Source organism: Paraclostridium sp., from assembly GCF_051657365.1.
GTDB lineage: Bacteria > Bacillota > Clostridia > Peptostreptococcales > Peptostreptococcaceae > Paraclostridium.
The window spans coordinates 1-26,574 of record NZ_JBOFKN010000065.1; the positions used below are offsets into that span (position 1 = coordinate 1).

The 26,574-nt window shown below is 26.6% G+C and carries 26 protein-coding genes; 4 read left to right on the top strand and 22 right to left on the bottom strand.

The window, feature by feature from the left end; translation table 11 throughout:
• Positions 1-215: 215 nt before the first annotated feature.
• The 11 genes from ACRCYC_RS04150 to ACRCYC_RS04200 form a co-directional block, all read right to left on the bottom strand.
• Positions 216-797 (bottom strand): GNAT family N-acetyltransferase, encoded by a 582-nt coding sequence (locus ACRCYC_RS04150; RefSeq protein WP_438617921.1) that lies wholly within the window; start codon positions 795-797, stop codon positions 216-218.
• A 114-nt stretch (positions 798-911) separates the two neighbouring features.
• Entirely contained in the window at positions 912-2,612 is a 1,701-nt protein-coding gene (locus ACRCYC_RS04155; protein WP_438617922.1) for an ABC transporter ATP-binding protein, read from the bottom strand.
• Between the two features lie 127 nt (positions 2,613-2,739).
• A complete protein-coding gene (locus ACRCYC_RS04160) occupies positions 2,740-3,699 on the bottom strand; it encodes a siderophore ABC transporter substrate-binding protein (protein ID WP_438617923.1) in 960 nt (319 codons plus the stop codon).
• 55 nt (positions 3,700-3,754) lie between these two features.
• Positions 3,755-4,510 (bottom strand): iron ABC transporter ATP-binding protein, encoded by a 756-nt coding sequence (locus ACRCYC_RS04165; RefSeq protein WP_438617924.1) that lies wholly within the window; start codon positions 4,508-4,510, stop codon positions 3,755-3,757.
• Complete coding sequence (locus ACRCYC_RS04170) at positions 4,510-5,502, bottom strand: iron chelate uptake ABC transporter family permease subunit (RefSeq protein ID WP_438617925.1); 993 nt, start codon at positions 5,500-5,502, stop codon at positions 4,510-4,512. The genes ACRCYC_RS04165 and ACRCYC_RS04170 overlap by 1 nt, the downstream gene beginning before the upstream one ends.
• A complete protein-coding gene (locus ACRCYC_RS04175; RefSeq protein ID WP_438617926.1) occupies positions 5,492-6,445 on the bottom strand; it encodes an ABC transporter permease in 954 nt (317 codons plus the stop codon). The genes ACRCYC_RS04170 and ACRCYC_RS04175 overlap by 11 nt, the downstream gene beginning before the upstream one ends.
• 177 nt (positions 6,446-6,622) lie before the next feature.
• Positions 6,623-7,795 (bottom strand): MalY/PatB family protein, encoded by a 1,173-nt coding sequence (locus ACRCYC_RS04180; protein ID WP_438617927.1) that lies wholly within the window; start codon positions 7,793-7,795, stop codon positions 6,623-6,625.
• A 2-nt stretch (positions 7,796-7,797) separates the two neighbouring features.
• Positions 7,798-8,550, bottom strand: a complete 753-nt coding sequence (locus ACRCYC_RS04185) for a MurR/RpiR family transcriptional regulator (RefSeq protein WP_438617929.1) — start codon at positions 8,548-8,550, stop codon at positions 7,798-7,800.
• 1 nt (position 8,551) lies between these two features.
• Positions 8,552-9,892, bottom strand: a complete 1,341-nt coding sequence (locus tag ACRCYC_RS04190; RefSeq protein ID WP_438617930.1) for a PTS sugar transporter subunit IIC — start codon at positions 9,890-9,892, stop codon at positions 8,552-8,554.
• A 204-nt stretch (positions 9,893-10,096) separates the two neighbouring features.
• Positions 10,097-10,831 (bottom strand): LytR/AlgR family response regulator transcription factor, encoded by a 735-nt coding sequence (locus ACRCYC_RS04195; protein WP_438617931.1) that lies wholly within the window; start codon positions 10,829-10,831, stop codon positions 10,097-10,099.
• An 11-nt stretch (positions 10,832-10,842) separates the two neighbouring features.
• Positions 10,843-12,501 (bottom strand): ECF transporter S component, encoded by a 1,659-nt coding sequence (locus ACRCYC_RS04200; protein ID WP_438617932.1) that lies wholly within the window; start codon positions 12,499-12,501, stop codon positions 10,843-10,845.
• A 236-nt stretch (positions 12,502-12,737) separates the two neighbouring features.
• On the opposite strand from ACRCYC_RS04200, the gene ACRCYC_RS04205 reads away from it, so the two are divergent.
• On the top strand, positions 12,738-13,079 hold the full coding sequence (locus ACRCYC_RS04205) for a hypothetical protein (RefSeq protein ID WP_438617933.1): 342 nt from the start codon (positions 12,738-12,740) through the stop codon (positions 13,077-13,079).
• 105 nt (positions 13,080-13,184) lie between these two features.
• Here the strand turns inward: ACRCYC_RS04205 and ACRCYC_RS04210 are convergent, their stop codons facing one another.
• A complete protein-coding gene (locus ACRCYC_RS04210) occupies positions 13,185-14,123 on the bottom strand; it encodes a dipeptidase (protein ID WP_438617934.1) in 939 nt (312 codons plus the stop codon).
• Positions 14,124-14,335: 212 nt separating this feature from the next.
• Between ACRCYC_RS04210 and ACRCYC_RS04215 the strand changes: the two genes are divergently transcribed.
• Positions 14,336-15,070 carry a hypothetical protein gene (locus tag ACRCYC_RS04215; RefSeq protein WP_438617935.1) on the top strand — a complete coding sequence of 245 codons (735 nt, stop codon included), beginning with the start codon at positions 14,336-14,338 and terminating at the stop codon, positions 15,068-15,070.
• 50 nt (positions 15,071-15,120) lie between these two features.
• On the opposite strand, the gene ACRCYC_RS04220 is transcribed toward ACRCYC_RS04215, so the two are convergent.
• The 4 genes from ACRCYC_RS04220 to murJ all read right to left on the bottom strand — a co-directional run bounded on the left by ACRCYC_RS04220 (position 15,121) and on the right by murJ (position 18,240).
• The gene (locus ACRCYC_RS04220) at positions 15,121-15,678 is read right to left on the bottom strand and encodes an NUDIX hydrolase (protein ID WP_438617936.1); all 558 of its coding nucleotides are present in this window, start codon (positions 15,676-15,678) and stop codon (positions 15,121-15,123) included.
• A 71-nt stretch (positions 15,679-15,749) separates the two neighbouring features.
• The gene (locus ACRCYC_RS04225; protein WP_438617937.1) at positions 15,750-15,875 is read right to left on the bottom strand and encodes a hypothetical protein; all 126 of its coding nucleotides are present in this window, start codon (positions 15,873-15,875) and stop codon (positions 15,750-15,752) included.
• A gap of 76 nt (positions 15,876-15,951) precedes the next feature.
• The gene (locus ACRCYC_RS04230) at positions 15,952-16,566 is read right to left on the bottom strand and encodes a DUF3786 domain-containing protein (protein ID WP_438617938.1); all 615 of its coding nucleotides are present in this window, start codon (positions 16,564-16,566) and stop codon (positions 15,952-15,954) included.
• A gap of 126 nt (positions 16,567-16,692) precedes the next feature.
• Complete coding sequence (gene murJ / locus ACRCYC_RS04235; RefSeq protein ID WP_438617939.1) at positions 16,693-18,240, bottom strand: murein biosynthesis integral membrane protein MurJ; 1,548 nt, start codon at positions 18,238-18,240, stop codon at positions 16,693-16,695.
• Positions 18,241-18,421: 181 nt separating this feature from the next.
• Here murJ and ACRCYC_RS04240 point away from each other — a divergent pair, with 181 nt between their 5' ends.
• A complete protein-coding gene (locus tag ACRCYC_RS04240; protein WP_438617940.1) occupies positions 18,422-18,724 on the top strand; it encodes a hypothetical protein in 303 nt (100 codons plus the stop codon).
• Positions 18,725-18,773: 49 nt separating this feature from the next.
• Here the strand turns inward: ACRCYC_RS04240 and ACRCYC_RS04245 are convergent, their stop codons facing one another.
• The 6 genes from ACRCYC_RS04245 to ACRCYC_RS04270 all read right to left on the bottom strand — a co-directional run bounded on the left by ACRCYC_RS04245 (position 18,774) and on the right by ACRCYC_RS04270 (position 25,523).
• Entirely contained in the window at positions 18,774-19,004 is a 231-nt protein-coding gene (locus ACRCYC_RS04245) for a phosphopantetheine-binding protein (RefSeq protein ID WP_438617941.1), read from the bottom strand.
• An 18-nt stretch (positions 19,005-19,022) separates the two neighbouring features.
• The gene (dltB, locus tag ACRCYC_RS04250; RefSeq protein ID WP_438617942.1) at positions 19,023-20,171 is read right to left on the bottom strand and encodes a D-alanyl-lipoteichoic acid biosynthesis protein DltB; all 1,149 of its coding nucleotides are present in this window, start codon (positions 20,169-20,171) and stop codon (positions 19,023-19,025) included.
• The gene (dltA, locus tag ACRCYC_RS04255; protein ID WP_438617943.1) at positions 20,171-21,685 is read right to left on the bottom strand and encodes a D-alanine--poly(phosphoribitol) ligase subunit DltA; all 1,515 of its coding nucleotides are present in this window, start codon (positions 21,683-21,685) and stop codon (positions 20,171-20,173) included. The genes dltB and dltA overlap by 1 nt, the downstream gene beginning before the upstream one ends.
• A gap of 121 nt (positions 21,686-21,806) precedes the next feature.
• Complete coding sequence (dltD, locus tag ACRCYC_RS04260) at positions 21,807-22,997, bottom strand: D-alanyl-lipoteichoic acid biosynthesis protein DltD (protein WP_438617944.1); 1,191 nt, start codon at positions 22,995-22,997, stop codon at positions 21,807-21,809.
• A gap of 252 nt (positions 22,998-23,249) precedes the next feature.
• Entirely contained in the window at positions 23,250-24,533 is a 1,284-nt protein-coding gene (locus ACRCYC_RS04265; protein WP_438617946.1) for an FAD-dependent oxidoreductase, read from the bottom strand.
• 33 nt (positions 24,534-24,566) lie between these two features.
• Positions 24,567-25,523, bottom strand: coding sequence for a hypothetical protein (locus ACRCYC_RS04270; RefSeq protein WP_438617947.1), 957 nt, complete (start codon positions 25,521-25,523; stop codon positions 24,567-24,569).
• 251 nt (positions 25,524-25,774) lie between these two features.
• On the opposite strand from ACRCYC_RS04270, the gene ACRCYC_RS04275 reads away from it, so the two are divergent.
• Positions 25,775-26,446 (top strand): TMEM164 family acyltransferase, encoded by a 672-nt coding sequence (locus ACRCYC_RS04275; protein ID WP_438617948.1) that lies wholly within the window; start codon positions 25,775-25,777, stop codon positions 26,444-26,446.
• Positions 26,447-26,574 lie beyond the last annotated feature (128 nt).

Consider the following 26,574-nt stretch of genomic DNA (forward strand, 5'->3'; position numbering starts at 1 on the left):
TAACAATAAATTACGAAAATAGACAAATATAATTTTTTTTAAAATTATATTTACATTTAGCATTTTTTAAACTATAATAATATTCAGAATATTTATTGTAATCAAGTAAAATTTTTATAGATTCCAAAATATATTTTTAATTTAAAATGTCCTAAAAAAAGTATGAATTTAAATTCATACTTTTTTTTACTATATTCTTGTTAAATTTTTAATTATTATATATATCTAGATAAAATATAGTCTCTTTTAGTTAATTCATAGTTATCACATCTTACATACTTGTATCCACTTTGCTGGATTATTCTTTTATTAGAAGTATTTATATATTTAAATCCTAAACTTTCTAGTGACTTTCTTGTACTCGGATTGTCTTCATAAGTTTGAGCTATTAATTTTTCTAAATTTAAGTATTTAAATCCATATTTCAAAGAATTTTTAGTTAATTCTGTTGCAATATCATTTCCCCAATATAGTGGATTTATGCATATTCCAATTTCAGCTTCCTTAGCTTTTGGCAAAACATTATTCAAACCAATATTTCCAATTAATTTTTTATTAGATTTATCTATGATAGCCCAATGGTTTACATATCCTTTTCTATAACTATCAATAAAATAAGTTTTTATAAACCTTTTTGTTTCTGCAATTGACTTATGTGCTTTTATAGGAAGATACTTAACTACTTTTTCTTGGCTATAATATTCAAACATACTTAAAGCATCTTCTAAACATATAGGTCTTAATATATATCTATTAGTTTCTATAATTTTCATTTGAGGATATATCGAATCTTTCATATTTTATTTACCTCCAATGTATATTTTAATACTATTTAATATGCTTTAAAGTTTTTATTTGTTAATCTACATAGCAAAAAAGATATAAAATTTAAATTTTATATCTTTTTAAATTTACTTCCTATGAAGTTTTGAATAAACTCCATCTTTTTCAATTAACTCTTGATGAGTTCCTCTCTCTTCTATTCCATTTGGTGTTAAAACTATTATTTCATCTGCATTTTTTATAGTTGATAATCTATGTGCTACAACTAAATTCGTCCTATTTTTCCCTAATTCTTCTAATGATTTCTGTATTTCATATTCCGTAACATTATCAAGAGCAGATGTAGCTTCATCTAATATCATTATAGGTGGATTTTTAAGGAATATTCTAGCTATAGAAATTCTTTGTTTTTGACCACCTGATAACTTAACCCCTCTTTCACCTACATAAGTATCATAACCTTGTGGTAAAGTCATTATAAAGTCATGTATTCTAGCTTTTTTACATGCATCTATAACTTCTTTACCTGTAGCTGCCGACTTACCTATTACTATGTTTTCTTTTATTGTTCCAGTAAATAAAAATACATCCTGAGCAACAACCCCTATATTTTTTCTAAGTGAATTTAAACTAACATCTTTAACACTAGTTCCATCTATTTTAATGTCTCCTTCATCAAAATCAAAAAATCTTGGTATAAGATTACATAGTGTAGTTTTACCTCCACCTGATGGTCCAACTAAGGCGATTGTTTTTCCAGCTTCTATAGTTAAACTCAGATTTTTAAATACTTCATTATCATCCTCATAAGTAAATGATACATTTTCTATTTCTATGTTTCCTTCAACATTTTTAAGTTCTATTGGATTTACAGCTTCTTTCTCAGTTTCCTCATTTATTATCTCTGTAAATCTTTCAAATCCTGTCATACCATTTTGATATTGTTCTGTAAAGTTTATTAATTTTCTAATTGGTTGAATGAACATATTTACATAAAGAAGATATGCTGCAAAATCTCCTAAATTTATATAATTCATATAAGTAAAATAACCTGCAACTATTAATACAACTAAATTTAACAAGTCTATAAATAAAAACATCCCTGAAAAATACTCTGCCATAACTTTATAAGCACTTTCTCTAGCATGTCTAAATATGTTATTAGATTCGTTGAATTTATCTAATTCTTCTTTTTCTGTACAAAATGATTTCGTCACTCTCATTCCAGCTATACTATTTTCTAATGTAGCATTAACATCTCCCGTTTTCACTCTAGTTTCTTTAAATGCTTTACCCATTCTCTTTCTTTGAGTTACTGCATATAAAATTATAAATGGTAATATAGAAAACACTATTAATGTAAGTGGTACATTAATCCCAAGTAATATTAAAAATGATCCAACTAACATAACTATAGATACAAATAAATCTTCTGGTCCATGATGAGCTAATTCTGAAACTTCCATAAGATCATTTATAATCCTAGACATTATAACTCCAGATTTATTATTATTGAAATACGAATTCGGAAGTTTTTGCAAATGAGTAAATACATAACTTCTCATATCAGCTTGCATTCTAACTCCTACCACATGACCCCAATATTGCATAAAGTAGTTCAGTCCTGCCTTTATTATAAATATAACTACTAACGTAACTGCAAATACAATCAACATTCTTAAATCTTTATTAGGTACAACCTCATTCATTATATTTCTAGTTATCATTGGATAAACTAAATCGCATAAAGCCACCGTAAAAGCAGCTAATAAATCAAGTATAAACAATTTTTTATACGGTTTGTAATATTTAATAAATTCTTTTAACATGTCTTACCTCCATTTCTATTTTATTATATACCCAATTTAAACATATATAATAAACTTTTCTTAATTATTTAAATTTTAAAAGTTGTATGACAACTATATAGATGCCATACAACTTAGTATAAATTTTTTATTTATTTATAGCTTTACTTACTTCATCTAGCATTGTATTTGTAGACATAAATCCACCATCACTTAAGTACCATGATTGAGTGTCTAAATAGACTATATTATTATTTTCAGCCACTTTCATTTTGTTTATCAAGTTATTGTTTAATATTTCTTTAGCTGGCTTTTGATTTTTATCAGTTGATATAACTGATTTATCTATTACAAACATATAATCTGGATTTTGACTGGAAATATATTCAAATGATACATCTTGACCATGATCTGCTGCTTCTACATTGGCATCTGTATTTTTAAATCCAAGATTATTGTATATAAGTCCAAATCTTGAATCAGCTCCAAATACACTTAAATTTCCATCACTTGCCATTAATGTAGTTGCACTGTATCCTTTATCTGTTACTTCTTTGTTTATACCACTAATTTTTTCATTTATCTTAGCCAATTCTGTATCCACTTCTTTTTCTTTATCAAATATATCTCCTATTACTTCCATATTATGAGTAAAAGATTCCATATATTTACCGTCTTCTTTTGCTAAAGATATAGTAGGAGCTATTTTCTCTAGTTTATCATAAAAACTATGTTGTCTTCCATTTATTATTATTAAATCTGGATCAAGCTCATTAATTTTTTCTAAATCGGGTTCTTTAAGTCCACCTACATTTGCATATTCTGATTCTGAATATTTACTAAGATATCCTGGAATAGAAGAGCTTTGTGCAGTTCCAACCACTCCATCGACTCCTAAGGTTTCCATCGCATCTAGCGCTGCAAAATCAAATACTACTATTTTTTGTGGATTTTTTTCTATATCTGTAGTTCCAAGTGCATGCTTTACTGATATTTTTTTATTTTCACTGTTTGAAACTTTATCATTTCCTTTTGCTCCAAATATTAATGCTCCTCCTAATAAGCCAGCTATTACCAATCCCGATATTAAAGCCACTTTTTTATTCATATTATTTCTCCTTTTTAGATATTGATTATCTTTATCAATTATTTTTTAAATTTTTTTAGAAATAAACGCAAATTTTTTCCCCATTTATTTCTCTAACATCAAATTCCATATCATAAATTTCTTCTAATACTTCCTTTTCAATTATCTCTTCCGTTTTACCATATTTAGCAACCTTGCCATCTTTTAAAGCTATTATATAATCGGAATAACAAGATGTATAGTTTATATCATGCATAACTAAAACTACTGTCTTCCCTAATTCATCACATAAATTTCTAAGCACCTTCATCATTTCTACTGAATGTTTCATATCTAAATTATTTAACGGTTCATCTAAAAATACATACTCTGTATTTTGAGCAATAACCATCGCTATATAAGCCCTTTGTCGTTGGCCTCCGCTCAATTCATCTATATATTTATTTTCGATATCATTTAGTTTCATATATTCTATCGCTTCATCTATATATTTATTATCTACATCAGTAAGTCTTCCTTCACAATGAGGATACCTTCCAAAACTAACTAATTCTCTTATTGTAAGTTTTAAACTTATATTATTAGATTGTTTCAATATAGCTATTTTTTTTGATAATTCTTTACTGTTCCAATCCTCTAATCTTTTTCCTTCTATTAAAACTTCGCCATTATCTTTTTTCATAAGTCTTGTAATCATAGCTAAAACTGTACTTTTGCCAGCTCCATTTGGACCTATAAAAGATGTTATTTTTCCCTTTTTTATATCTATTGATACATTTTCTACTACAGACTTATTAGAATATTTTTTAATCAAATTTGCTACTTGTATCATTATGTCCTACTCTCCTTTAATAGCAAGTATATGAAATATACACCTCCAATAAAATTTATAATTACACTTATAGTTGTAGTGAATGTAAATACTCGTTCAACTAAAAATTGTCCACTTACTAAAGTTAATATACTTATTAGTATAGATCCACTTATTAAATAACTATGTTTATACGTTTTAAAAATTTGTTTAGTTACATTTGTGACTAAAAGACCCAAAAATGTTATAGGTCCTACTAATGCAGTTGATACTGAAACTAAAATTGCTACAACTATTATCATTTTTTTAACTACTTTATCATAATTAACACCTAAGTTTATTGCATGTTCTTTTCCTAAAGATATTACATCCAATGCTTTCATATCATCGTATATAAATGGAATTATTGCTAATATTATTATTCCTGATATAAGTAATATATCTGTATTCACATTTCCAAAACTAGCATATAAACTATTTTGTAAAGCTGCATATTCATTTGGATCTATTACAACTTGCATAAATGTAGATAAACTTTTAAATAAAGTTCCAAATATCATTCCTACAAGTAATAAAAAGAATATATTGTTATTAGATTTCTCAAATAGTTTTTTATATAGTATAAAAGATGCTATTACCATCACAATAACTGATAATATAAAGTTATGACTTTTACTCGTTATAAAACTGCTTTCAACTCCAACAAAGAAAACTATTATAGTTTGAACTAATACATAAAGAGAATCCAGTCCAAGCACACTCGGTGTTAATATATTATTATTAGTTACTGTTTGAAATATCATAGATGAAAAAGCTATACAAAATCCTGTTATAACTATTGCTATTAATTTAGGTATCCTTTGATCCATAGCATATTCGAAATGTTCAAAGTTAACACCTACAGTTAAAAACATTACAGAAAACACTACAATTAAAATCCCAATTATGTACAAATTTTTATTAAAACCTAGTTTAAAACTAGTTTTTTTATTTACATTAATACTAGCTTGCATATGCATTCCTCCTTAATATCATACAAAGGAATATTCCACTTCCTATTACTCCCACCGTAAGTCCAATTGGTATTTCATATGGATATATAACTAATCTTGAGAAAATATCACAAATTAAAACAAATATAGCTCCAAACAATCCAGTGTGCCATATACTATCTTTTAAGTTATCACCTTTATACATTGATACTATATTAGGAACTATAAGCCCAATAAATGGTATACTTCCTACTGTTATAACTACACTAACTGTTACCATAGCCACTATAGTTAATCCAACATTTAAAACTTGGTTGTAATTAAGCCCTAAGTTTGTAGCAAAATCTTCTCCCATTCCAGCTATTGTAAATTTATTTGCATACATGTATGCAATTATTATAAGAGGAATCGTTATATATAACATTTCATAATTTCCTTTAAGTATCATAGAAAAATTTCCTTGCATCCAAGCTGTTATATCTTGCATAAGATTATATTTGTAACCTATGAAAGTAGTAACTGATCCAATTATATTTCCAAACATAATACCTACTAATGGAACAAATACAGCATTTTTAAATTTTAATTCTTTCAAAATTTTCATAAATATAAAAGTCCCACTTAATGCAAATATAAATGAAATAATCATTTTTCCAGACATTCCTGAATTTGGAACAAGGAGCATTGCAAACACTAATCCTAATTGTGCTGAATCTATAGTCGCTCCAGTCGTAGGCGATACAAACTTATTCCTACTTATTTGTTGCATTATAAGTCCACATATACTCATCCCAGTTCCTGCAACTAATATACTTATCAACCTTGGAATTCTGCTTATTAAAAACACATCCAGTTTATCTTGGTTGTATTTTATTATATCTATCAAAGTTATATCATGAACTCCTGTAAACAAAGATATACTTGATAGAATTATTAGTATAATTAATAAATATCTTTTTTTCATTTTTCTTCTCCTGATTCTGAAAACAGTTAATCATTGATAACTATTTTCATTTCTTGTCTTTATAATACTGATAATAGTTATCAATGTCAATATTATTTTTAAAATTTTCTTATAATTTTATATTTTTCAATAAATAAAAGTAACACCGATAAGTTAATATCGGTGTTACTTTTATTTTTAATTAATCCCACTATAAAATTTAACTAATTCTTTCATTGATTTTTCTAAAATAACCTTGCTAGTAGCCAGATTTATTCTTATATATCCTTCTTCACTATCAATAAATCGACTTCCACTTTCAACTAATACTCCAGTTTTTTCAGCCAATTCTTGAGTAAAACCTAAACTATCTTTTACTCTATCTAATTTTACCCATAATAAATATCCAGCTTCTGGATTCATAAGTTTTATACTATCTAAATTTAAAATATTTTTAACAAGATTTAAATTTTCCAATATATTTACTTTTAAATCTTTTACCCACTGTTGCCCATTTTCATAGCAAATTGTTAAAAACTCATACCCAACACGATTTATTCCCAGTTTGTTTTTTCCAAACTCAAATTCAAGTTTATTGTATATATCATCATTATAAATCACTAAGTATGAACTACTTAAACCTGCTAAATTAAAGGTTTTATTAGGGGAAGAACTTATTATTATATTTTTATAATCTTTAATAAAATTTGACATAGATACAAAATTACATTCATTTAAAGTTAAATCACTATGCACTTCATCTGATAGTAAAAGTATATTGTACTTTTTACATAAACTTACCAACATTTGTAACTCTTCATAATACCATACTCTTCCCGCTGGATTGTGAGGATTACACATTAATATACATTTTAAATTATTATGATTTATTTTTTCTTCTAAATCTTTAAAATTTATATAATATCTGTCGTTTCTTAACTCTAATGGTTGTTTTATTAAGTTCAAGTCATTATTAACTACTATATCTTTAAACGGACCATATACAGGTGTAAAAATTAATACATTATCGCCTTTATCTAATATTGATTTCACAACTAAATTCATAGATGCTAATGTACCAATGCCCGGCATTACACATTTTTTATCAATGTCTATATTATTTAAATTCTTATTCCATTTAACTACAGATTCTCTAAACTTATCTAGTACATCAAAATACCCAAAGTCACCTTGTTGAATAAAATCTACAAATTTATTATTAATATCTATAGGAAGTTTATAGTCCATATCTGCTATAAATAGTGGATAGTATGGAACTTTATGATTTGGAAATCGTCTGTTTATATACGCTTCATTCCACTTTTTAGAACCATTCTCTTTTCTATGTAATATGTCTTCAAAATTATACATGCCTATACCTTCTTTTTATATTTTTCTATGAACCTTTTTATAAGCATATCCATTGCTATATGAAAGTTAAGTCTTGTATCAATATCTGCATCCGAGTCTTGAGTACATCCTGTGTATATCTTGTACTTACTCATACTTTCAAAAGTAGAGCCTCTAGCCTCAGTTATTAATACAACATCAATGCCTCTAAGATTAGCTTCAACTAATACTTCCAGCAATTCCGGTGTTTCTCCACTTCTAGAAAGTATTATTACTAAATCTTCTTCTTTTTTCAGTATACGACTAGATAGCCTCATAAACCTTGAATCATCATGCTGTTCTGCTGGGATACCTAGAAGTTGTAATTTTATTTGGAATATCTTTCCTAAATAATTACTCATACCCATTCCATATATATTTATTTTTTTACAGGTATTCATTTTATCTATTATTTCTTCATCTATAGAATCTGAAACTAAGCTATATGTGTCTATCATTAAGTTTACGAAATCATTATCTCTATAATTATCATCACTTATTTCTTTTTCATTCTTTTTAAAATAATCATCTTTAAATTGTACAAAACTATCATATCCTAACTTTTCGGATAACCTATGAACACTAGTATTGCTAACTAAGAATTCAGTAGCAATGTTAGATATTGTAAATTTTTTATAAGTAAATTTACTTTTATTTTCTAATAACCCTTGTAATAAATCTTTTTCTAACTTAGTTAAGTTCTTTGCATTTAATGAAATTCTTTTATGTAAATTCATATTATAGTGCCCACTCATCATCTTCAGAGTCTGAATTCAAATTATTTTCTTCAACTTCTAACTCTTCTTTTCTATACTGATTATCTAACGCTTTAACAAATGGCAAATATATTAATGTCGATGCAGCTATAGCTATTAATTGAACTATAGCTCCTTGCCATCCACTAACTAATAATCCACTTATTATAGGTGGTGTCGTCCAAGGCGCTATAACTCCGTTAAAAGGCAACATAAACTGTAATTTCATAGCTACATATGCTATTAAAACAGAAACTATAGGTGCTAATGTTACTGGAACCAACATTAAAGGGTTTAATATTATTGGAGTTCCAAATATTAGCGGTTCATTTATATTAAATAATGATGGAACTGCACCTAATTTTGACATCATTTTTAATCTTTGTGATCTTGCAACTATAAGCATGGATACAACTAATCCAATTGTCATTCCAGCTCCCCCTATTGTTGCAAATTGATCTATCATTTGTATTGTCCCTATATTTGCGCTTTCAAAAGTAAGATGTCCTGCTTTAAATAATTCTAAATTTTCTATTGCGTTTGCATTTAATAAAGGGTTAACTATAGAATTAACTACTGTTGGATGTATTCCAAACCACCAAAGTAATCCATTTAATCCTGCAACTACAGTTATTGCTTCTACTGATGAAGTTAATCCTTGTAGTGGAACTTGTAATACTGTATATATGAAATCATGCATAGTCGTTCCCATAAATAAGAATACTCCGTTTAATATTAAAGAAATCAATACTACTATAGTTCCTGGAACTAATGCTGTAAATGATTTACTTACCATTTCTGGAACATTACTTGGTAATTTAATTACTATTTTCTTATTTATTGCAAATCTATATATTTCAGTAGATAATATACTCATTATAATTGCTGTTATAACACCTCTAGCTCCTAGCCAAGCCATAGGTATAACCTTATTTACAAATTCACCAGCCTCAGTTGTCATAGACTTAGGTGTTACTATCATATATGCTACTAATGAAATTATCATTACTGATAAACTATCTAGTTTATAATCCTCAGCCAACTTATATGATAAAGTTCCTGCCAACATTATTCCCATTAAATCAAATGTTGCTCTATACCCTGGTTCTAAATAAGCTCCCCAGTTCTGCCCAAATATACTCGCCATAAAATCTGCATATCCATCTACGGGAAAATCAGCTATTAATAAAAATATTGATCCTATAATTGTAAGTGGCATTATCGCAAAGAAGCCTGAACGTAATGCTTTTATATAACGTAGGTTAGAGAACTTAGCTACTTTCGGTACCATTTTTTCTTCAATAAATTGCGTTATTTTATCCATTTTGTATCCTCCTGTCATTTTTAGTTAACGTTTTCTTTAATTTTATTTTAATGGAATTTTTTCTAATTGTACATTCCTGTATTAGGTAAATTTTCCAACAACTATATATAACTTTTAATATAAAAATTAGATGCCTTAAAATAACTATCAAATGGTAATTAAGTTTATCCATAAGATCCTTATATTTTGAGGCATCATCTTTATTTATATATGCATAATACTTCTAAATTCTTTGATTTTACTTCGACTAACTGGAATTTCTTTATTTATCTCTTTTAATTTTAATATATAAGTACTATTAAACCAAGGTATTATTTCTTTTATCTTATCAATATTAACAATGTATGATCTATGTGTTTTAAAGAATTGATTATTAGAAATGCTACTATAAAATTCCGAAATTGAATTTTTAACTGTGTATTCATCAATTTTTGTATAAACTATAGTCTCTCTTTCTTTAGCTTCACAATAATATATATCGCTAAGTTTTAAAACTACCATTTTATCATTTTTCCATAAAGTAACGGTATCGTGATTATCTATTTTTTCTTCACATAATTCTTTTTTGTTATTAAAGTCAAGTTCGTTATCTTTTAATTTATTTAATGTATTTATAATCCTTTGATCTGAGTATGGTTTAAGTACATAATCAAAAATTTCTAATTCAAATGCTTCTACCGCATATTCTTTATAAGCTGTAATAAATACTATTTTAGGCTTTGATTTAAACTTATTTATAGTTTTTGCAAGTAACATTCCATCTAGCATAGGTATATTTATATCTAAAAATATAACATCTATGCTATTTTCTTGTATAAATTTTAATACATCTAATCCATTATCAAATTCATTTATAATTTCTATTTCACTATAATTTTTTATAAAATATTTAAGTTCTTCTCTAGCTGGAAATTCATCTTCAACTATTATACATTTCATATTATATCCTCCTATACTGAAAATTCTATTTTAGTCCCTGGATTTAACTGTGTTATAACTAGTCCACTTCCATACATAAGCTTTATTCTTAAATGAACATTATAAAGACCAATTTTATTTTCTGGCATATTTCCATTTCTAACTTTTTGAATTATGTCATTATCAATTGTTACACCATCATTTTCTACGCTTACTACAGTTTTATTTTCTTCATTTTTAACTGTTATCTTTACTGTTCCACTACCTCCATTAGCCCTTATCCCATGAATGATTGCATTTTCAACTAATGGTTGTATTATTAAACTAGGTATTTTTGTTTTTATCTTTTCATCTATATTATAAATAACATTTAACTTATCTCCAAATCTTGCTTTCTCAATTGCAACATAAGCTTTCACTTGTTCTAATTCTTTATCTATATTTATCGTTGTATCACTAAATTCTAAATTATATCTTAAAAAAGTAGCCAAATTGATAATTAGATTTCTTGCACTATCTGGATTTATTCTTATAAATGATGTTATAGTATTTAAGGCATTAAATAAAAAATGTGGATTTATCTGAGTTTGTAAAGCTTTTATCTCTGCTTTATTTGCAGCTTCTTTCATTTTTTCTACTTTAGAAACTTCCATTAATGTAGATATCATTTGAGATAATCCAATGGCTAGTGCTTGTTGTGAATCTGTTATTTCTCTTTGACTTGAGTAATATATTTTAAGAGTTCCTACTGTTTCATTTTTTTCTTTCAAAGGAATTATCATTGCTGTTTTTAAAAGCACTTTTTTATCTCTTAGATATTCTTCTTTATCTTCTTTTATATATATAATTTTACCACTGTATATACACTCTTTAGTCGTATTATTCAATTTTTTTAATTTATCCTTAAAATATGCTTCCCCTATACCAACGTAAGCTAATACGCTATTTTTATCTGTTATAGAAACTGCATCTGCTCCTATATCTTCTTTTATTATTTTACAAACTGTATTTAATGATTTAGTATTTATATTTCGAAAATAAGGTAATGCTTTGTTAGCTATATCTAGAGCTAACTTTGCTTGTTGAGCTGCTATTTCTTCTTTCTCTTTTTTTAAACTTTGTAATATAGATATTAAAAATCCAGTTCCTACTTGCCCGATTACCATAGGAATGTATATATAGTGAACAATTAAAGCAGCTTCTTTATATGGTCTAGATAATAATAATATAAGTTCCATCCCTATACTCTCTACAAATATTCCACATATAATACCAACAATCCATTTTTTATCATTATCAATTTTATTGCAAAGATATCCAGATAAAACACCTGCCATAATGCTAGTCATAAGACATGGAAGAGATGTTACTCCATTCATATCTAGTAAAAACCTATGAGTACCTGCAACTACCCCTGATACTATACCTACTATAGGTCCAAATAAAATTCCACCTGATACTATAGCAATATTTCGTACATTTGCTATAGACCCATTAACATCTACTCCTATATAAGTTCCTATAATAGCAAGCCCTGTAAAAATTCCTGAAATTATTATTAAATTAATCTTGCTATTTTGTTCACTTTGCAATATTCTTCTAAAAAATTTAACCTTACTTATTAATATTAAAATCACTATTAAAAGACTAGTTTTTTCCATCAACTTCACTACGATACTTTCTGCTATCATTAACCCACCTCCCTAGTGAAATTACATACATGATAATTATATAATACGATTTCTAAAGAGTATATATGTGGATTCAAATAGTTTCATTTTAAACAAAATTTTTATGACAATTTCGTAACCCAAGGTAACAAGGGTGTAACTGTTATCTATAAATTTTCTATGTTAATATTTAAATATAGAAAGACAAAAGAAATTATAAAACACATAAATTATAAAAAAGAAAAGAGGTTTTACATATGAAAAAATCATTATTAGTTTTATCATTATTAGTTGGAGGGTTATTACTAATGAACCCGACAAATGAAGTATCATTTGCACAAGAAAATAATAAACCATCTGTAGAACAACAAGCAACGTTAAGTCAAGCTGATGCACAACAGCTTTTAATAAATAATAACAATAAAATAAGTTACAAATTCCAAGGAACTTCAAATGATTTTAAAGCTTTACAAGAAAAAGGATTACATGGATATGTATTTTTACCAAATGTAGATAGTGATATGGGATACTTCGTTGATCAAGATACTTCTCATATATACTACTTCCATCCAAGCGGATACTTAGAATTAATTAAATAATAATAAAAGACTTCTGCTCTTACTAAAAAGCAGAAGTCTTTTTTATATAAAATATAACATCACATTAACTATCATAATCTAATTAATACTTTTTAATGCTATCACTTACATAACTTCCTTTATTAATCTTAATGCATTTTTATAATATATTTTTTCTATCTCGTCAGTTGTAAAACCTGCTTGTTCTAATTTAATTGCAAGTTTTCCCATCTCACTAACATCTTTTATTTCAACTGGACAATCAATTCCATCAAAATCTGATCCTAAACCTATAACATCTATACCACCTATATGCTTTATATGTTTTATATGTCTTACCATATCGTCTAGCATAGCCATAGGAGTTTCTCCTATAAATGCACTGCAGAAGTTAATACCTGTAACACCTCCAGAGTTAGCTAATATTTTTATCATATCATCAGTTAAATTTCTAGTATGATTTGTAATGCGTCTTGCATTTGAATGAGTAGCTATAAATGGTTTTTTTGATATTTTTGCTACATCATAAAATCCTGCATCAGATAAATGAGATACATCTACTATCATCCCTAATTCATTCATTTTTTCTACTACTTCTATTCCAAAATCCTTTAATCCCTTTGTTTTATATTCAGGTTTAACATGAGGATACCCTATCTCATTTTCATGGTTCCAAGTCAATGTCATCATCCTAACTCCTAAATCATAAAACTTATTTAGGTTTTGTATATTTCCCTCTAATACAGCACCCTCTTCTATTGCTAATAATGCACTTATTTTTTCATTTTTTTCATTATCTATTATTTCTTTAAAATTAGTAGCTAAACTTATTTCATCTTTATTTAATTTTATTTCTTCATGAAACTTTTTAGCCATATGCATACAATGCTCATATGGATTTTTGTGTATTGCTGTATCTACATATAATGCAAATGTTTGAGCTAAGCAATTGCCTTTAATTAACTTATCTATATCTACACAATGGGAATTTATCTTTAAACTAGCATCTTTCGTTTCACTTAACAATATATCTATAGTATCACAGTGTAAATCTATAAATTTCATTTTTAATACCCCCCTAGTTTTATTATCTATACTAATATTATAATTGTCTCTACCTTAAATAACCATATAAATATTTATGTCACTTATTGATGTTTTTGATACTATTTTATTGTATGAATAGCCTTGAAAAGTTTAATATACTTAGCTATATTTAAAGTATGAGATAAATATTTTTTTAACAAATTATAAGCGTTTAAAATAGGAGGATTTTTATGTTATTTGAATGTTTCTATTATCCAATATTAAGCAATAATAAAATAATTAGATGTTGCGATAATCTAATAGAATTTAACTTCGGTGATTCTGTTCCCGTAAAAACACTTTATTACAATTATGGTGAAAATTTTATCATTTATCAAGGTGATGAGTTTTTTAAAGTTGAAAATGGCATTTTAATCGACACTATAAATCATAAAGATTTAACCTTCCCTACTAATATCATATTTAATAGAGGTACTCAGCTTACAATTAATTCTCCTAAAGAGTTAACTTCCATTAGGTTGGTATTAAAAGGTGAATTTGAGATTGAAAAAGAACTTGGAAATTTATTTTTCCTACACTATACTATAAGAACCAAAATAAAATATGCACAATATGATACATTATCTCTGCTTACTAACAGTTCTAAGGACTTTTCATTTATAAATGATGAACTAGATATTAATACAAAAAACTTAAGTAAAGATTTGCAAATCATAAAAAATAAAGTTAGTGAATTAATTATAAAAAATCCATATATAGATAAAGATTATTTAGATTATATGAATTTTAGTAATGAAGAAAATTTATTTAATTTATCGATATATAAATTTTTCAAAAAACAATGTGAAGAATATAAAAATTATATATATCAAAGTAATAATTCAAAAATCAAAAATACGTGCCCTAAATCTAAATTAGATAAGATGGTTAAATCTTGTAACATAGATTCTCGCGCAACTTTTTAAAATTCACTAAAAAATAAGGATGACTCAAAACATTTTGAGTCATCCTTATTTTATATATTTTTAGCCTTACTTATAAGTTTATTGTAAACTGTAATCATATGAGCTTCATTAACACTCTTCTCTATATCATCTATCTTTATCCATTTTACTCCGCTATTTTCATCTTCTTTTATAAAAAGTTCTTCTTTCTCATCTACTTCTAATATATATGATATTGATAAATGTAGATGTGGTGCTACATATTTACCTTTTTTTATATGTCCATTTACTGGCAATATTTCTATAGAACATATATCCTCGATTATTGGTGTTACACATTTAACCCCAGTTTCTTCCATAGCTTCTTTTATAGCTACTTTTAATAAATCGTCATCTCCATCTGCATGTCCGCCTGTCCACCCCCAAGAATTATATATATTATGGTGAATCATTAGAACCTTATCTTTAGTTTTATTCACAATAAATCCAGAACTTGTTATGTGACAAATTTCATTTTCTCTAGTTAATATATTTTCATATGTATTGATACAATTTATTATTATTTCTTTATCTTTTTTTTCTTGTTCATTAATTGGCTTGTATTTTTTAATATCCTCTATATATTTCATAAACTCTCCTCCTTATATATACTATAATAATCAAAACAAATGTAAAAAGCTACCTCAAAAGAGATAGCTTTTTATTGCCAATTTGCTATTATTATTCCAAAAGATGCTGCTAGCACTAATACATCAGTTATTGCTATTAATGTGTACATTTTACTTTGTTTTCTTTTAACTTTTCCTATGCTTCTTGAAATATTCATATTCTATGTGCCCCCTACAAGATATTAATAGTATATATTATGATAATTAACAAATTATGATATCCTAATTCAATTATTAATTTAAATTTTTCAAAATTATATCAGGTATAACAGCTAAATCTTCAGCATTAAAATATGCTTTTACATTTGAATCAAATAATATATTTCCAGAAGGTTGTAGTTCATCATCACCCTCCCATAATATAAATACTATATAAGTATCATTTAGAAATCTAACTTTATATGAAATATCACCTAAATTTAGTTTAGTAGCTTCTATAGATTTCATCTGTTCTTCAAATAATTTTAAATTATTTCCATATTCTTTTATAAAAAAGCTTATAGTTCTTTCTTTAAAATTCGGATAGTAAATATGACCTCCTTCAATCTCCTTATAACTTATATATTTTTTAGTTTCTTTAATAGTTGCATTTGCATTTACTAAAAATCTAATTATTAATATCTTCATAGATATATCGTATAAAGTTTTTCCATCTTCAAATATTACTTCCCCAGTAGGATGTTTAATGTATAGAGTATTGTTTAGAAATTTCATTTTAAAATAATTATTGTTAGGATCGTATGGTGAGTTTGATAATTTTGATATCGTAGATATATCTGAATTTGCGAATTTTTTTATTATGTGATTTAAAACAAACTGATAATTTCCTTCGTTTAAATTATTGCCCATTATATCACCTTTTAATTTTTTATTTACTATATACTTCGATTTATTATTATAAATCTCCTTTTTTCTATAAAATCTTTTTTACTTATAAAAAAACTACAGTTGCATAACAACTGTAGCTTTTATAATCTATTTACGTTTTGTTTTTTTCATTAACATCTTTACTAATAGTTTAACTTCTTCTACTCTAAATACAACTATACTAAATGCATATACTATAGCACCTAATCCTACAGATATACCTAATTTAATTGCATCTTGTATAAATCCTGAACTTAATATACTATCTAGTAAATTATATGATAATTTAGTTACTACTGCCATTAAAAGTGCTGATATCATAGACTTTATAAGAACAGTTATAATATTTTTCCCTCCAAATGCGCCAATCTTCTTTCTTAAACTTATAGCTAGTAACCCTATTGTTACAAGAGATGATATACTAGTTGCAAATGCTAATCCACCTAACTGCATATTAGTATATTTTACAAATGCTAAGTTTAATACTATATTTAAAAACATCGCTATAATCCCATTAATCATAGGAGTTTTAGTATCTTGTAATGAGTAAAATATTTTTCCTAATATGTCTCTTAACCCGAATCCTAACATACCTATTGAATAGAATATTAATGCTATTGCTGTCATTTGAGTTGCTCTTGCATCAAATTCTCCTCTTTGGAATAATAATTTAACTATTGGATTTGCTAATATTATAGCTCCTACTGATATTGGAATTATTATTAATACAACTACATTTATAGCTGTCACTATAGATTCTTTAAATTTCTTTTGATTATTTTCTGTTGATAATTTAGAAAGCATTGGATATATAACAGAAGATATTGAAACTATAAACATTCCCATAACAAACTGATTTAATTTAGTTGCATAGTTAAGTGCCGATATACTACCTTCTACTAATGTTGATGCTATAGTTCTATCTACAATAGCATTAACTTGAGTAACTGCAACTCCTATTAAAACAGGACCTATTAACCATAACATCCTTTTTAAATGTTCATCTTTTAGATTTATAACTGGTTTATATCTAAACCCTTTTTTACGTGCAAAAGGATATTGGAATATAAATTGAAGTGATAATCCAAATAATGTTCCCCATGGTAATAAGTTTGGATTGATCATAACACTTGCAAATATTGAAATTATTATAAGCATATTATATGGTACTGACATCAATCCTGGAATTATAAAGTTTTCTTTAACTTGTAAAAATGCCATCATTATGTAACTCATTCCTAAGAATGCCATACTAAGAATTAATACTCTTGTAAAGTATACTGCTTGTGCTAATGTTTCCCCTTTAAACCCAACTGCAAATAGTTTAACTATAGGCTCTGTAAATATTACTCCGAATAAAGAAACTACTAAGCACATTAAAATAACTATGTTAAGTACATTATTTGTAAATTTAAGTGAAGCTTTTTTTCCTTGTTTAGCATCTATATCACAGTACAGTGGTATAAATGCAGTTCCTAAAGATGTTCCTATTGCTGAGAATATAACTGCAGGTATATTCATAGCTACTAAGAATGCATCACTAGTTCCAGATGCTCCATATGCCGACGCTAAAGCTAATTCACGTCCAAATCCTAAAATCTTAGCTATTAATGTTGCAGCCATAAGACCTACTGCTGCTTTTGCAACCTTTGACATAAATTTCTCTCCTCTAAAAAATTATAAGTATAGATTAGTTATTTCCATTTCTAATCTATTTTATATATTATATATTTATTTATATATATTTTGCAAATTTGTTTTTCTCCTTAAATGTGGTAAAATTTTTATTAAGGTATTATTATATACCAAAATACGACTTTATCCAAGGAGGTTTAACATGAATTTCAAAACTACGTTCCACTGTTTAGTTCTACAATTAGAAAACTGTACTGATGACTTACTTTTCAACATCGCAACAAAAATAAGCAAACACAATTGCATAGTAAAGACTATCGATGTGGATGATTATAACAGCGAAAAAACAATATCGTTTATAAACCAAGATAATAAAGAACTTATACTTTATAAAACTGATGATGTTATAAAGTTATATTTTGACAACACTATGAAAAATATAAGTCCTGTATTTGATATTTATAATGATATAGTTGAATATATGAATTATAGCGAAGTATACTAAATAAAAGGAGGATTGATATCCTCCTTTTATATTTTATTATTTTATTAAATTATTTTCTAGCTTCTAAGAATTTAGTTAAATTATTTACTGTTGCCATATCATTTCTTTCTAAATCTGTTGGTTGAAGAGTTATTGATAATCTTTCTTCAATTTCAAGTAATACTTCTATTATTGCTAATGAATCTAAAAGATCTGCATCAAATAAGTTAAGATCTAAATCTTCTCTTATCTCATCACATCCTAATACATCTTCGAATATTCCTATAACTGTTTCTTGCATTTTATATTCCTCCTAAGTTTAAGCAAAGTATCCTGAGAATATTAGTAATCCAAAGCATGCAATATGGAACGTTAAAACAATTTGCACAACCTCAAACCACTTCTCTTTTTTATGCTTTTTATAAAATTTTGATTTCTTTTGATATATATCAGTTAAAACAAGTGCTGCTCCTTGATATATTCCATATACTATATAAAACCATGTTAATCCATGCCAAAATCCCATAACTAACATAGTAATCATTTGAGCAACATGAGATGCTGTAGCTCTCTTTTTAAATCTTTTCTTTCTTATAGATGCTATAACATATCTTGAGAAAATGTAATCCCCAAACCATCTTGAAAGACTTATATGCCATCTTGTCCAGAATTCTTTCATATCCTTACTTATAAAAGGCTTATTAAAGTTGTCTGGTGCTTTTATACCAAATATATAACTTGTTCCTACTGCAAATAAACTGTACCCTCCAAAGTCAAAGAATAAGTATAAACTATATGCATACATATAACTTACAGCATGCGAGAAAGTTATATCTCCTGGTATTTTTGACATCCAATAAGTATTTATTACAAATGCTACTACATACTTATATCCAATACCCATAACAATCTTTTTAATTCCTGGAATTAAATAATCATTTATATATTCTTCTTTCGGTATTTGCTGTTCTAACTCTTTTTCAAATCTTCTTGATCTATCAATTGGCCCAGAACTTAATGTTGGGAAAAATAATACAAAGTAAAGCATATCAAATAATTTTACTTCTTTTATTGCTCCATCATAAATTTCTATAACCATCTGTATTGTCCTAAAGTTTAAATATGATATCCCTATAAATCCAACTACTCCAAATGATGCATATGGTGAAAGTTTATTGATTATAATAGGAGACATTGAGGCTAATAAAAATAACCTATATATCCATTTATTATTAGTTTTTTTTCTTACATATTCATACCCTTTAACTACTATAACTTCTATTACTATAAAACATATTAAAAATGATAATTGAACATTTACTCCAACTATTAAAAGTATCATAAATATAGTTGCTATCATTCCATAATATTTTATGTTTTTACCACTTAAACCTAAGATTATTGCTGGTATTGCTGTTAATAGTAATATATAAAGATAAAAATAATCTCCATATTGTGAAAAAGTCATTAATTTTCCTCCATAAGTTTCTTTCTATCTATTTTTCCATTAATATTTGTTGGAAACTCATCTATAACCTTTATATTTCTTGGAATCATATATGAAGGTATGTATTTACCTAACTCTTTTTTAATTATCATTCCATTTTTAATACTTCCTAGAGAGTTATCCTCTTTTAATTCTACAATACCTTTTAAATAAGCAATTTTTTCATTCTTATAAACAGGAAGAACTATTGCATTTTTTATATTGTTAACTTTTCTTAAGTTATTTTCTATATCTTCTATTTCTATTCTAAATCCATTTAATTTTATTTGGAAGTCTTTTCTTCCGCAGTAATATATATTCCCATCTAGCATATACCCCATATCTCCAGTTTTATATGCTCTATGTTTAACTCCATCTATTTTATCAAAATAAAATACTTCATCTGTCTTTTCTTTATTGTTAAAATATCCTTTAGAAACAGAAGGCCCTATTATTACAATTTCACCTTTTTCAGTTTCTTGAAGTTCATTTCCATCTTCATCTACAATTTTTATTCTGCAATTTTCCATAGGATATCCAACCGGAAGACTCTTTTCATCATCAATTAACTCCTGTGTCATATCATTTACACTAACTCCAACAGTTGCTTCAGTAGGCCCGTATCCATTTATAACTCTTGTATTTGGGAATCTCTCTAAAAGTTCTTTAGTTAAACTCTTTGGAAGAGCTTCACCTATAAATATCATAGATTCTAACTTTGGCAACATTTCACTATTAAAGCTACTTTCTGTTACGCATACTCCTGCAAATGATGGTGTCGAAACCCATATTGCCATATCTGATTCTTCAAATTGTTTAAATAGCTCTTTATAATCAGCTAGTACCTTTTTAGATAATGAGAATAACGTAGCTCCATTAACTAAACCTGGATATATAGTTGTAACTGAAAGGTCAAAAGAATATGCAGCTTGATTCATAATTACTTTTTCACTTCCATCAATATTTAAATAAGGGCTAATCCAATCAACAAAACTATCTAAATTATTTGAACTTATTTGAACTCCCTTAGGTTTTCCTGTACTTCCTGATGTAAATAAAATGTATGCATTCTCATCTTCTTTTACCCAGTTATTTTTGTCTATCTTTTTTCCTTCATAATCTTTTATTATATTTTGTAATTTTTCTTCATCAACTACATTTAAATCTCCGAAATTACTTTCTTCACTAAAGTTAAATACTACCTTTGGCTTAACTTCTTTTGTTACTTCAAAAACTCTATCTAGAGGGAAACTAATATCAAGAGGTACATATGCTCTTCCTGATTTTAAAGCACCTATCATACATGCCATTATTAAATTTTCTTTGTTTCCATATATTACTATAGGTGTATTTTCTTCTTGATAAAGATCTTTTAAGTATACAGCTATTGCTTCTGAATACTTATCTAAATCTTTATACGAAAGATTTTCTTCATTGCATTTTAATGCTATTCTATCTGTATTTGCGTATTTTTTTATACCTTCAATAATTTTCATTATTAACCCTCCTTATTAAAATTCATTGTATATAAATGGTAATTCCTTAAATGGAGTAAATGTCAGTATTAATATAGCAGCTATTATAATCACTGTAAAACCAATACTCATCATTAAGTATTTATTGTTGATTAAATTCTTTAAATAGTTTTTCACAAACATCTACCCATCCTTTCGTACCAAGATGCATTACATCTCTTAAATAATATTTTTCAGTTTCTTTATCTCTAAGGTCCATCACATCAAAACCATGCTCTTTTGCAATTTTTTCAGTTTTATTATAAAATGCATGTCTCTCTTCCCCAGATATTCCTGTTACATTATAAAACTTGTCCATAGCTGGTATCATAACAATTACAGGTTTTATTCCTAAATCCTTACATACATCTAATGTAAGCTCATAATCAGCAAATTCTTTTGATTTTAATAAATCAACATCTTTATATTTACCTTTTACTTTGTTTAAATTATTTCCAAAGTTCTTTTTGTAGTACATTTTATCTATAGATAAATCATTTTTACCTACTCTTTTTTTAGCATCTGCTATAGCTTTTTCTTTTTCTTTTTCCCAATTAATAGGATGTCCTGGTTTTACTTCTTTTTTATCTTTTAAGGTAATTAACTTTTCATATAATAGTCCTTTACCTTTAAGACTTACAAAGTATTTTCTCGCCTCAAAATAAGGTGATAATAACACCTTTTCTGTTTTAGATATTAATGAATTTTCATAATATAATTTTGCATATACAGCTTCAGGCTTGTATTCTCCCGCTCCAACTAATAGTTTACTCGCCCTTTTTGCAAATTCAACTTTATTTTCTCTTGATATATCTGGATTATCTAAAAATGCATAAAACTGACCTGGAGAAAACCTAGCTTGATAGTGATGTGGTGTAACTCCCTCTTTATCCATAAACCATTGCATTGAAACTAGTAAAACAACTTTTTTATCTTTTATCTTAGGATTTACACTTCCTAAAATAGTTGCATCTTGTAAACTTTGAGTATAAGCTCTACCTATTGTAAAAATTCCATTTTTACTTCTGTTTGTATTAAAGTAATACGTCGGATGCTGTTTTGTTGAGTGTCCTAATTCCGATGATCCTAGCATCATAATGTCTTGTTTTTCTAAAAAATAATTATTTGCAATAATTCCCTTGTCTTTTATATTACTTAAAGAGTTATTCATTATAGGTGCTAAATTTTTCTCTTTTAGTAGTTCATCGATCTCAGAATCAAGGAATCTATTTAATCCAAATAAAAATATACCTCCTATTACTAGTGGTATAATGAAATAAATTAATTTTTTCATATTTATACTCCTCTAAAATGTTCGTAATCTATAAATATATTATTACTTTAACGGAATATATTCAATTACAATTTTGTAATTATATGTATTTATTTGTATTTTTTTCGATTCTGTTGGTTTTTTAGTAAGAATACTTACTTTTTAAAGCGTTTTTTTTAGTAATTATTAGAATTTTTTTTTGTTTTAAGCTAGTTATATACTCATATATAAATATATGTAAAAAGAAGGTAACAAATTGTTACCTTCTATAAATTACCTTATTATTTTTTTGTTAAATATACCTGTTAATCCGGTTTCTTTAACTCTATCTTCTATTGCATTTTTGTCTGTAGTATAAAAATTCAATTCTTTCATTCTATTAAAGTATACACTGCCTGCAAAAGTAAACTTCAATCTATCTGCATTTTCTTCTTTTAATTCTTTATTTGCATAGGATATAAAATCGCCTATAGCTATACTTGTAGGCAATTGTAGTAAATACATACCTATAGAGTTTCTAGCTGCGTTATGCCCCGCTAGAGAGCCTGTGCATATAGCTTCAGTATGGCCTACAAAGAAGCCACTCTTCTCCCCTCCTACAAATAAGTTATCTACACCTACAACTCTCATGTAATTATCTCTCGGTGCAACAGATAAATATCTTATAGAATTGCCTTTTCCCCCTGAATAAGGATCTACTATTATAGCACTTTCAAATCCAGGTATTTTTCTTAACTTTTCAAGTGGATAAAAAGGAGCCATAAGTTTAGCATGACCTGTATCTATTAATATTAAATTCTTAGCAAATTCAGGTAAAGAGTATTGCTGACAAACTTTAATATCAAGTTTTTCAGTATTTATAAGTTCTTCAGGTAGTGGTATTACAGCACAACCTTTTTCATTTAAATTCCTTTGAATATCCTCACTTAAACTTTCTTTTAATAATTTCATAGAACCACTAAATGCACCAAGTTCTCCAGTATTTCTTCTCCCATACATATCCTCAACCCCACATTTAGCAGTTATACTAACCCTACCTCCAAATGAAGGACATCTAAGAACACACATAGCACATCCATTACCATATTTAGAACAATTACCCATAGGTCCTGATGATCCTGTAGTCTCTACAAAAGAATCTCCACTTATAATTTCTCCATCTTCTAAAATAACCGACTTTATCTTTTTCTCATCTAACTTAACATCTATAACTCTAGCAAAAAACCTTACTTCAATTCCCATACTCAAAATTTTCTCTCTTACAGGTTTTTCTATTTCTGTAACATTATATATAGTTGAATGTTTATGCCCAGGAAAATCCATATCCTTATGTGTAGAATACTTATCTGTTAATTCAAACAATTCACTAGCCCCTAATGCTATAGCTTCTTCTGTAGCCGTATATCTACCATTATTTCTCATTATTCCACCAACATTACCAAGCCCTAATAATAAATCTGTTCTTTCTAATATAACAACCTCTGCACCTGCTTTTTTTGCAGATATTGCAGCTGCACAACCAGCCCATCCTCCACCTATAACTACTACTTTTGTCAATTTATATTCACCCCTTAATAACATAAATTCGATTTATTTTAAACTTTTCAAATACTCTCTTCCATTTATTTGAGCTTTACAAGATTTTATTCGCTTTCCATCAACAATAACTGTACAACCTCCACATATGCCTTCTCCGCATACAATTAAATTATTATTAGCTATTGCAAATCTAATATTTTCATCAACACTATCAACTAATTTCATTATAGATTTATTAAATGAATTAAATCCCCCACTATAAACTAATGCTACATTGTTTCTTCTTATATAATCTTTTATTAAATCTTCATCTTCCCCTATATTTATAAAGTGAATATTAACATTTAAAGCTTTTATCTTTTCTACAACTTCTTCTACTATCGTTCTTCTTGTATCTATAAAAACTTCTACATTATTGTTATTTTTTAAAATATATTTTATTATCTTAGGTGCATTTACTTGAGATAGTCCGCTTAAAACTACTGCTACATTACTACTTCTAGTTAACTTAAAATCTTTAAGCCCTAATACTCCATTAAAATAAGGTCCTCTAACCCAAATTTCATCAAAACTCAATAAACTTTTTGTTTTGTGACCTACTTCTTTAATTATTACTTTTAAAAGTTCGTTTTCAATGTCTATATCCATAACAGATATAGGTACATTATATCTTGAGTCAAGTTCATTTTTAGCTCTTAACAAAATGTATGACCCCGGATTAACTAATTCTTCTAGAAGTTTTTTTGGAACTTTTATTTCTAGCAAGTATATATCATCTAAAATTTCTTTTTTAAATTCTATACTACATAAAATATCTATCTTTTGATTACACTCTACATTTTTATTATGTTCTAACTCATTGTATATACATACCCCCTGCCATATACAATCACATGTTTTACTTCCTTGAATTAAACTACATTGAATGCAATCCCCTGAATATGCTAAATGACATGGACAATACTTACTTCCACAATCAGCACATGGTTGTATACATATTCGTTTCAAAAAATCACTTCCCTTGATAATATTTGAATGTCTTTTTTATTTTTTATTACTATACTATTAATTTATTAACTACATCTTTTTTTGTTACCATAAAATATTTATATAAATTTTAAAAAACTATATATCATGAGGACTTATTTTGAATATAATGTATAAAAGGACATGATTACATATTTACATATTTAGATTTATAAGTTTTAAAATTAAGGGTATCTATATTTTATAAAATGAATAGTCAAGGGGGGAGTATATTGAATTCTAGATTTATATTTTCTAACGAACACTTAATGATTCTAATTTTGGTAGCCGTGTTTTTATTCATATTGCCGAAACTAACTAAAAACTTGCTTCCATATAGCTATTTAATAGAAAAAATCATATGTATATCATTTATATTTGAAATCTTATTAGAACAAATTTGTTTAATATCTCTTGGTAATTATAATGTATTATATGCACTTCCCATAAGTATAACTAGAGTTACTACGTATATATGCATAGCTATACTTCTTTTTAAAAAATATCACTTATTCAACATTTTCTTTTCATGGGCTATAGTTTGTTCTATAGGTGACTTGATATTTTTTAAAGATATGTATGTTGAGTTTCCTCACATACTCTACTTTTTCTATATAGCTTCTAGATTATTACTTTTATATGCTCTAGTATATTTAGTTGGAGTTAGGAAGTTCAGAGTAAATTCTACTTGCTTACGTGATAATATCAAAGCTTGTTTATTATTTTTCTTAGCCACATTCTCATTAAATAGTTTTACTAATGCAAACTATACTTACAGTTTTTCAAATGAAAATATATATAGTATTTTTTTATTTCTAATAATATCTTCATTGATTTATATACCTAGCTTAATTAATGATAGAGACAATATAAACTTTAACTTCAAACGAAAAAATAAGCTATAAGAGTATTAAACAATACTCTTATAGCTTATTTTTTTATCTATATTATTTTTATTTGATTTTATTATAAATGAAATTATAAAAAATATACTAATAGCTACAATTCCAATAAATATTATTTCAATATTTCC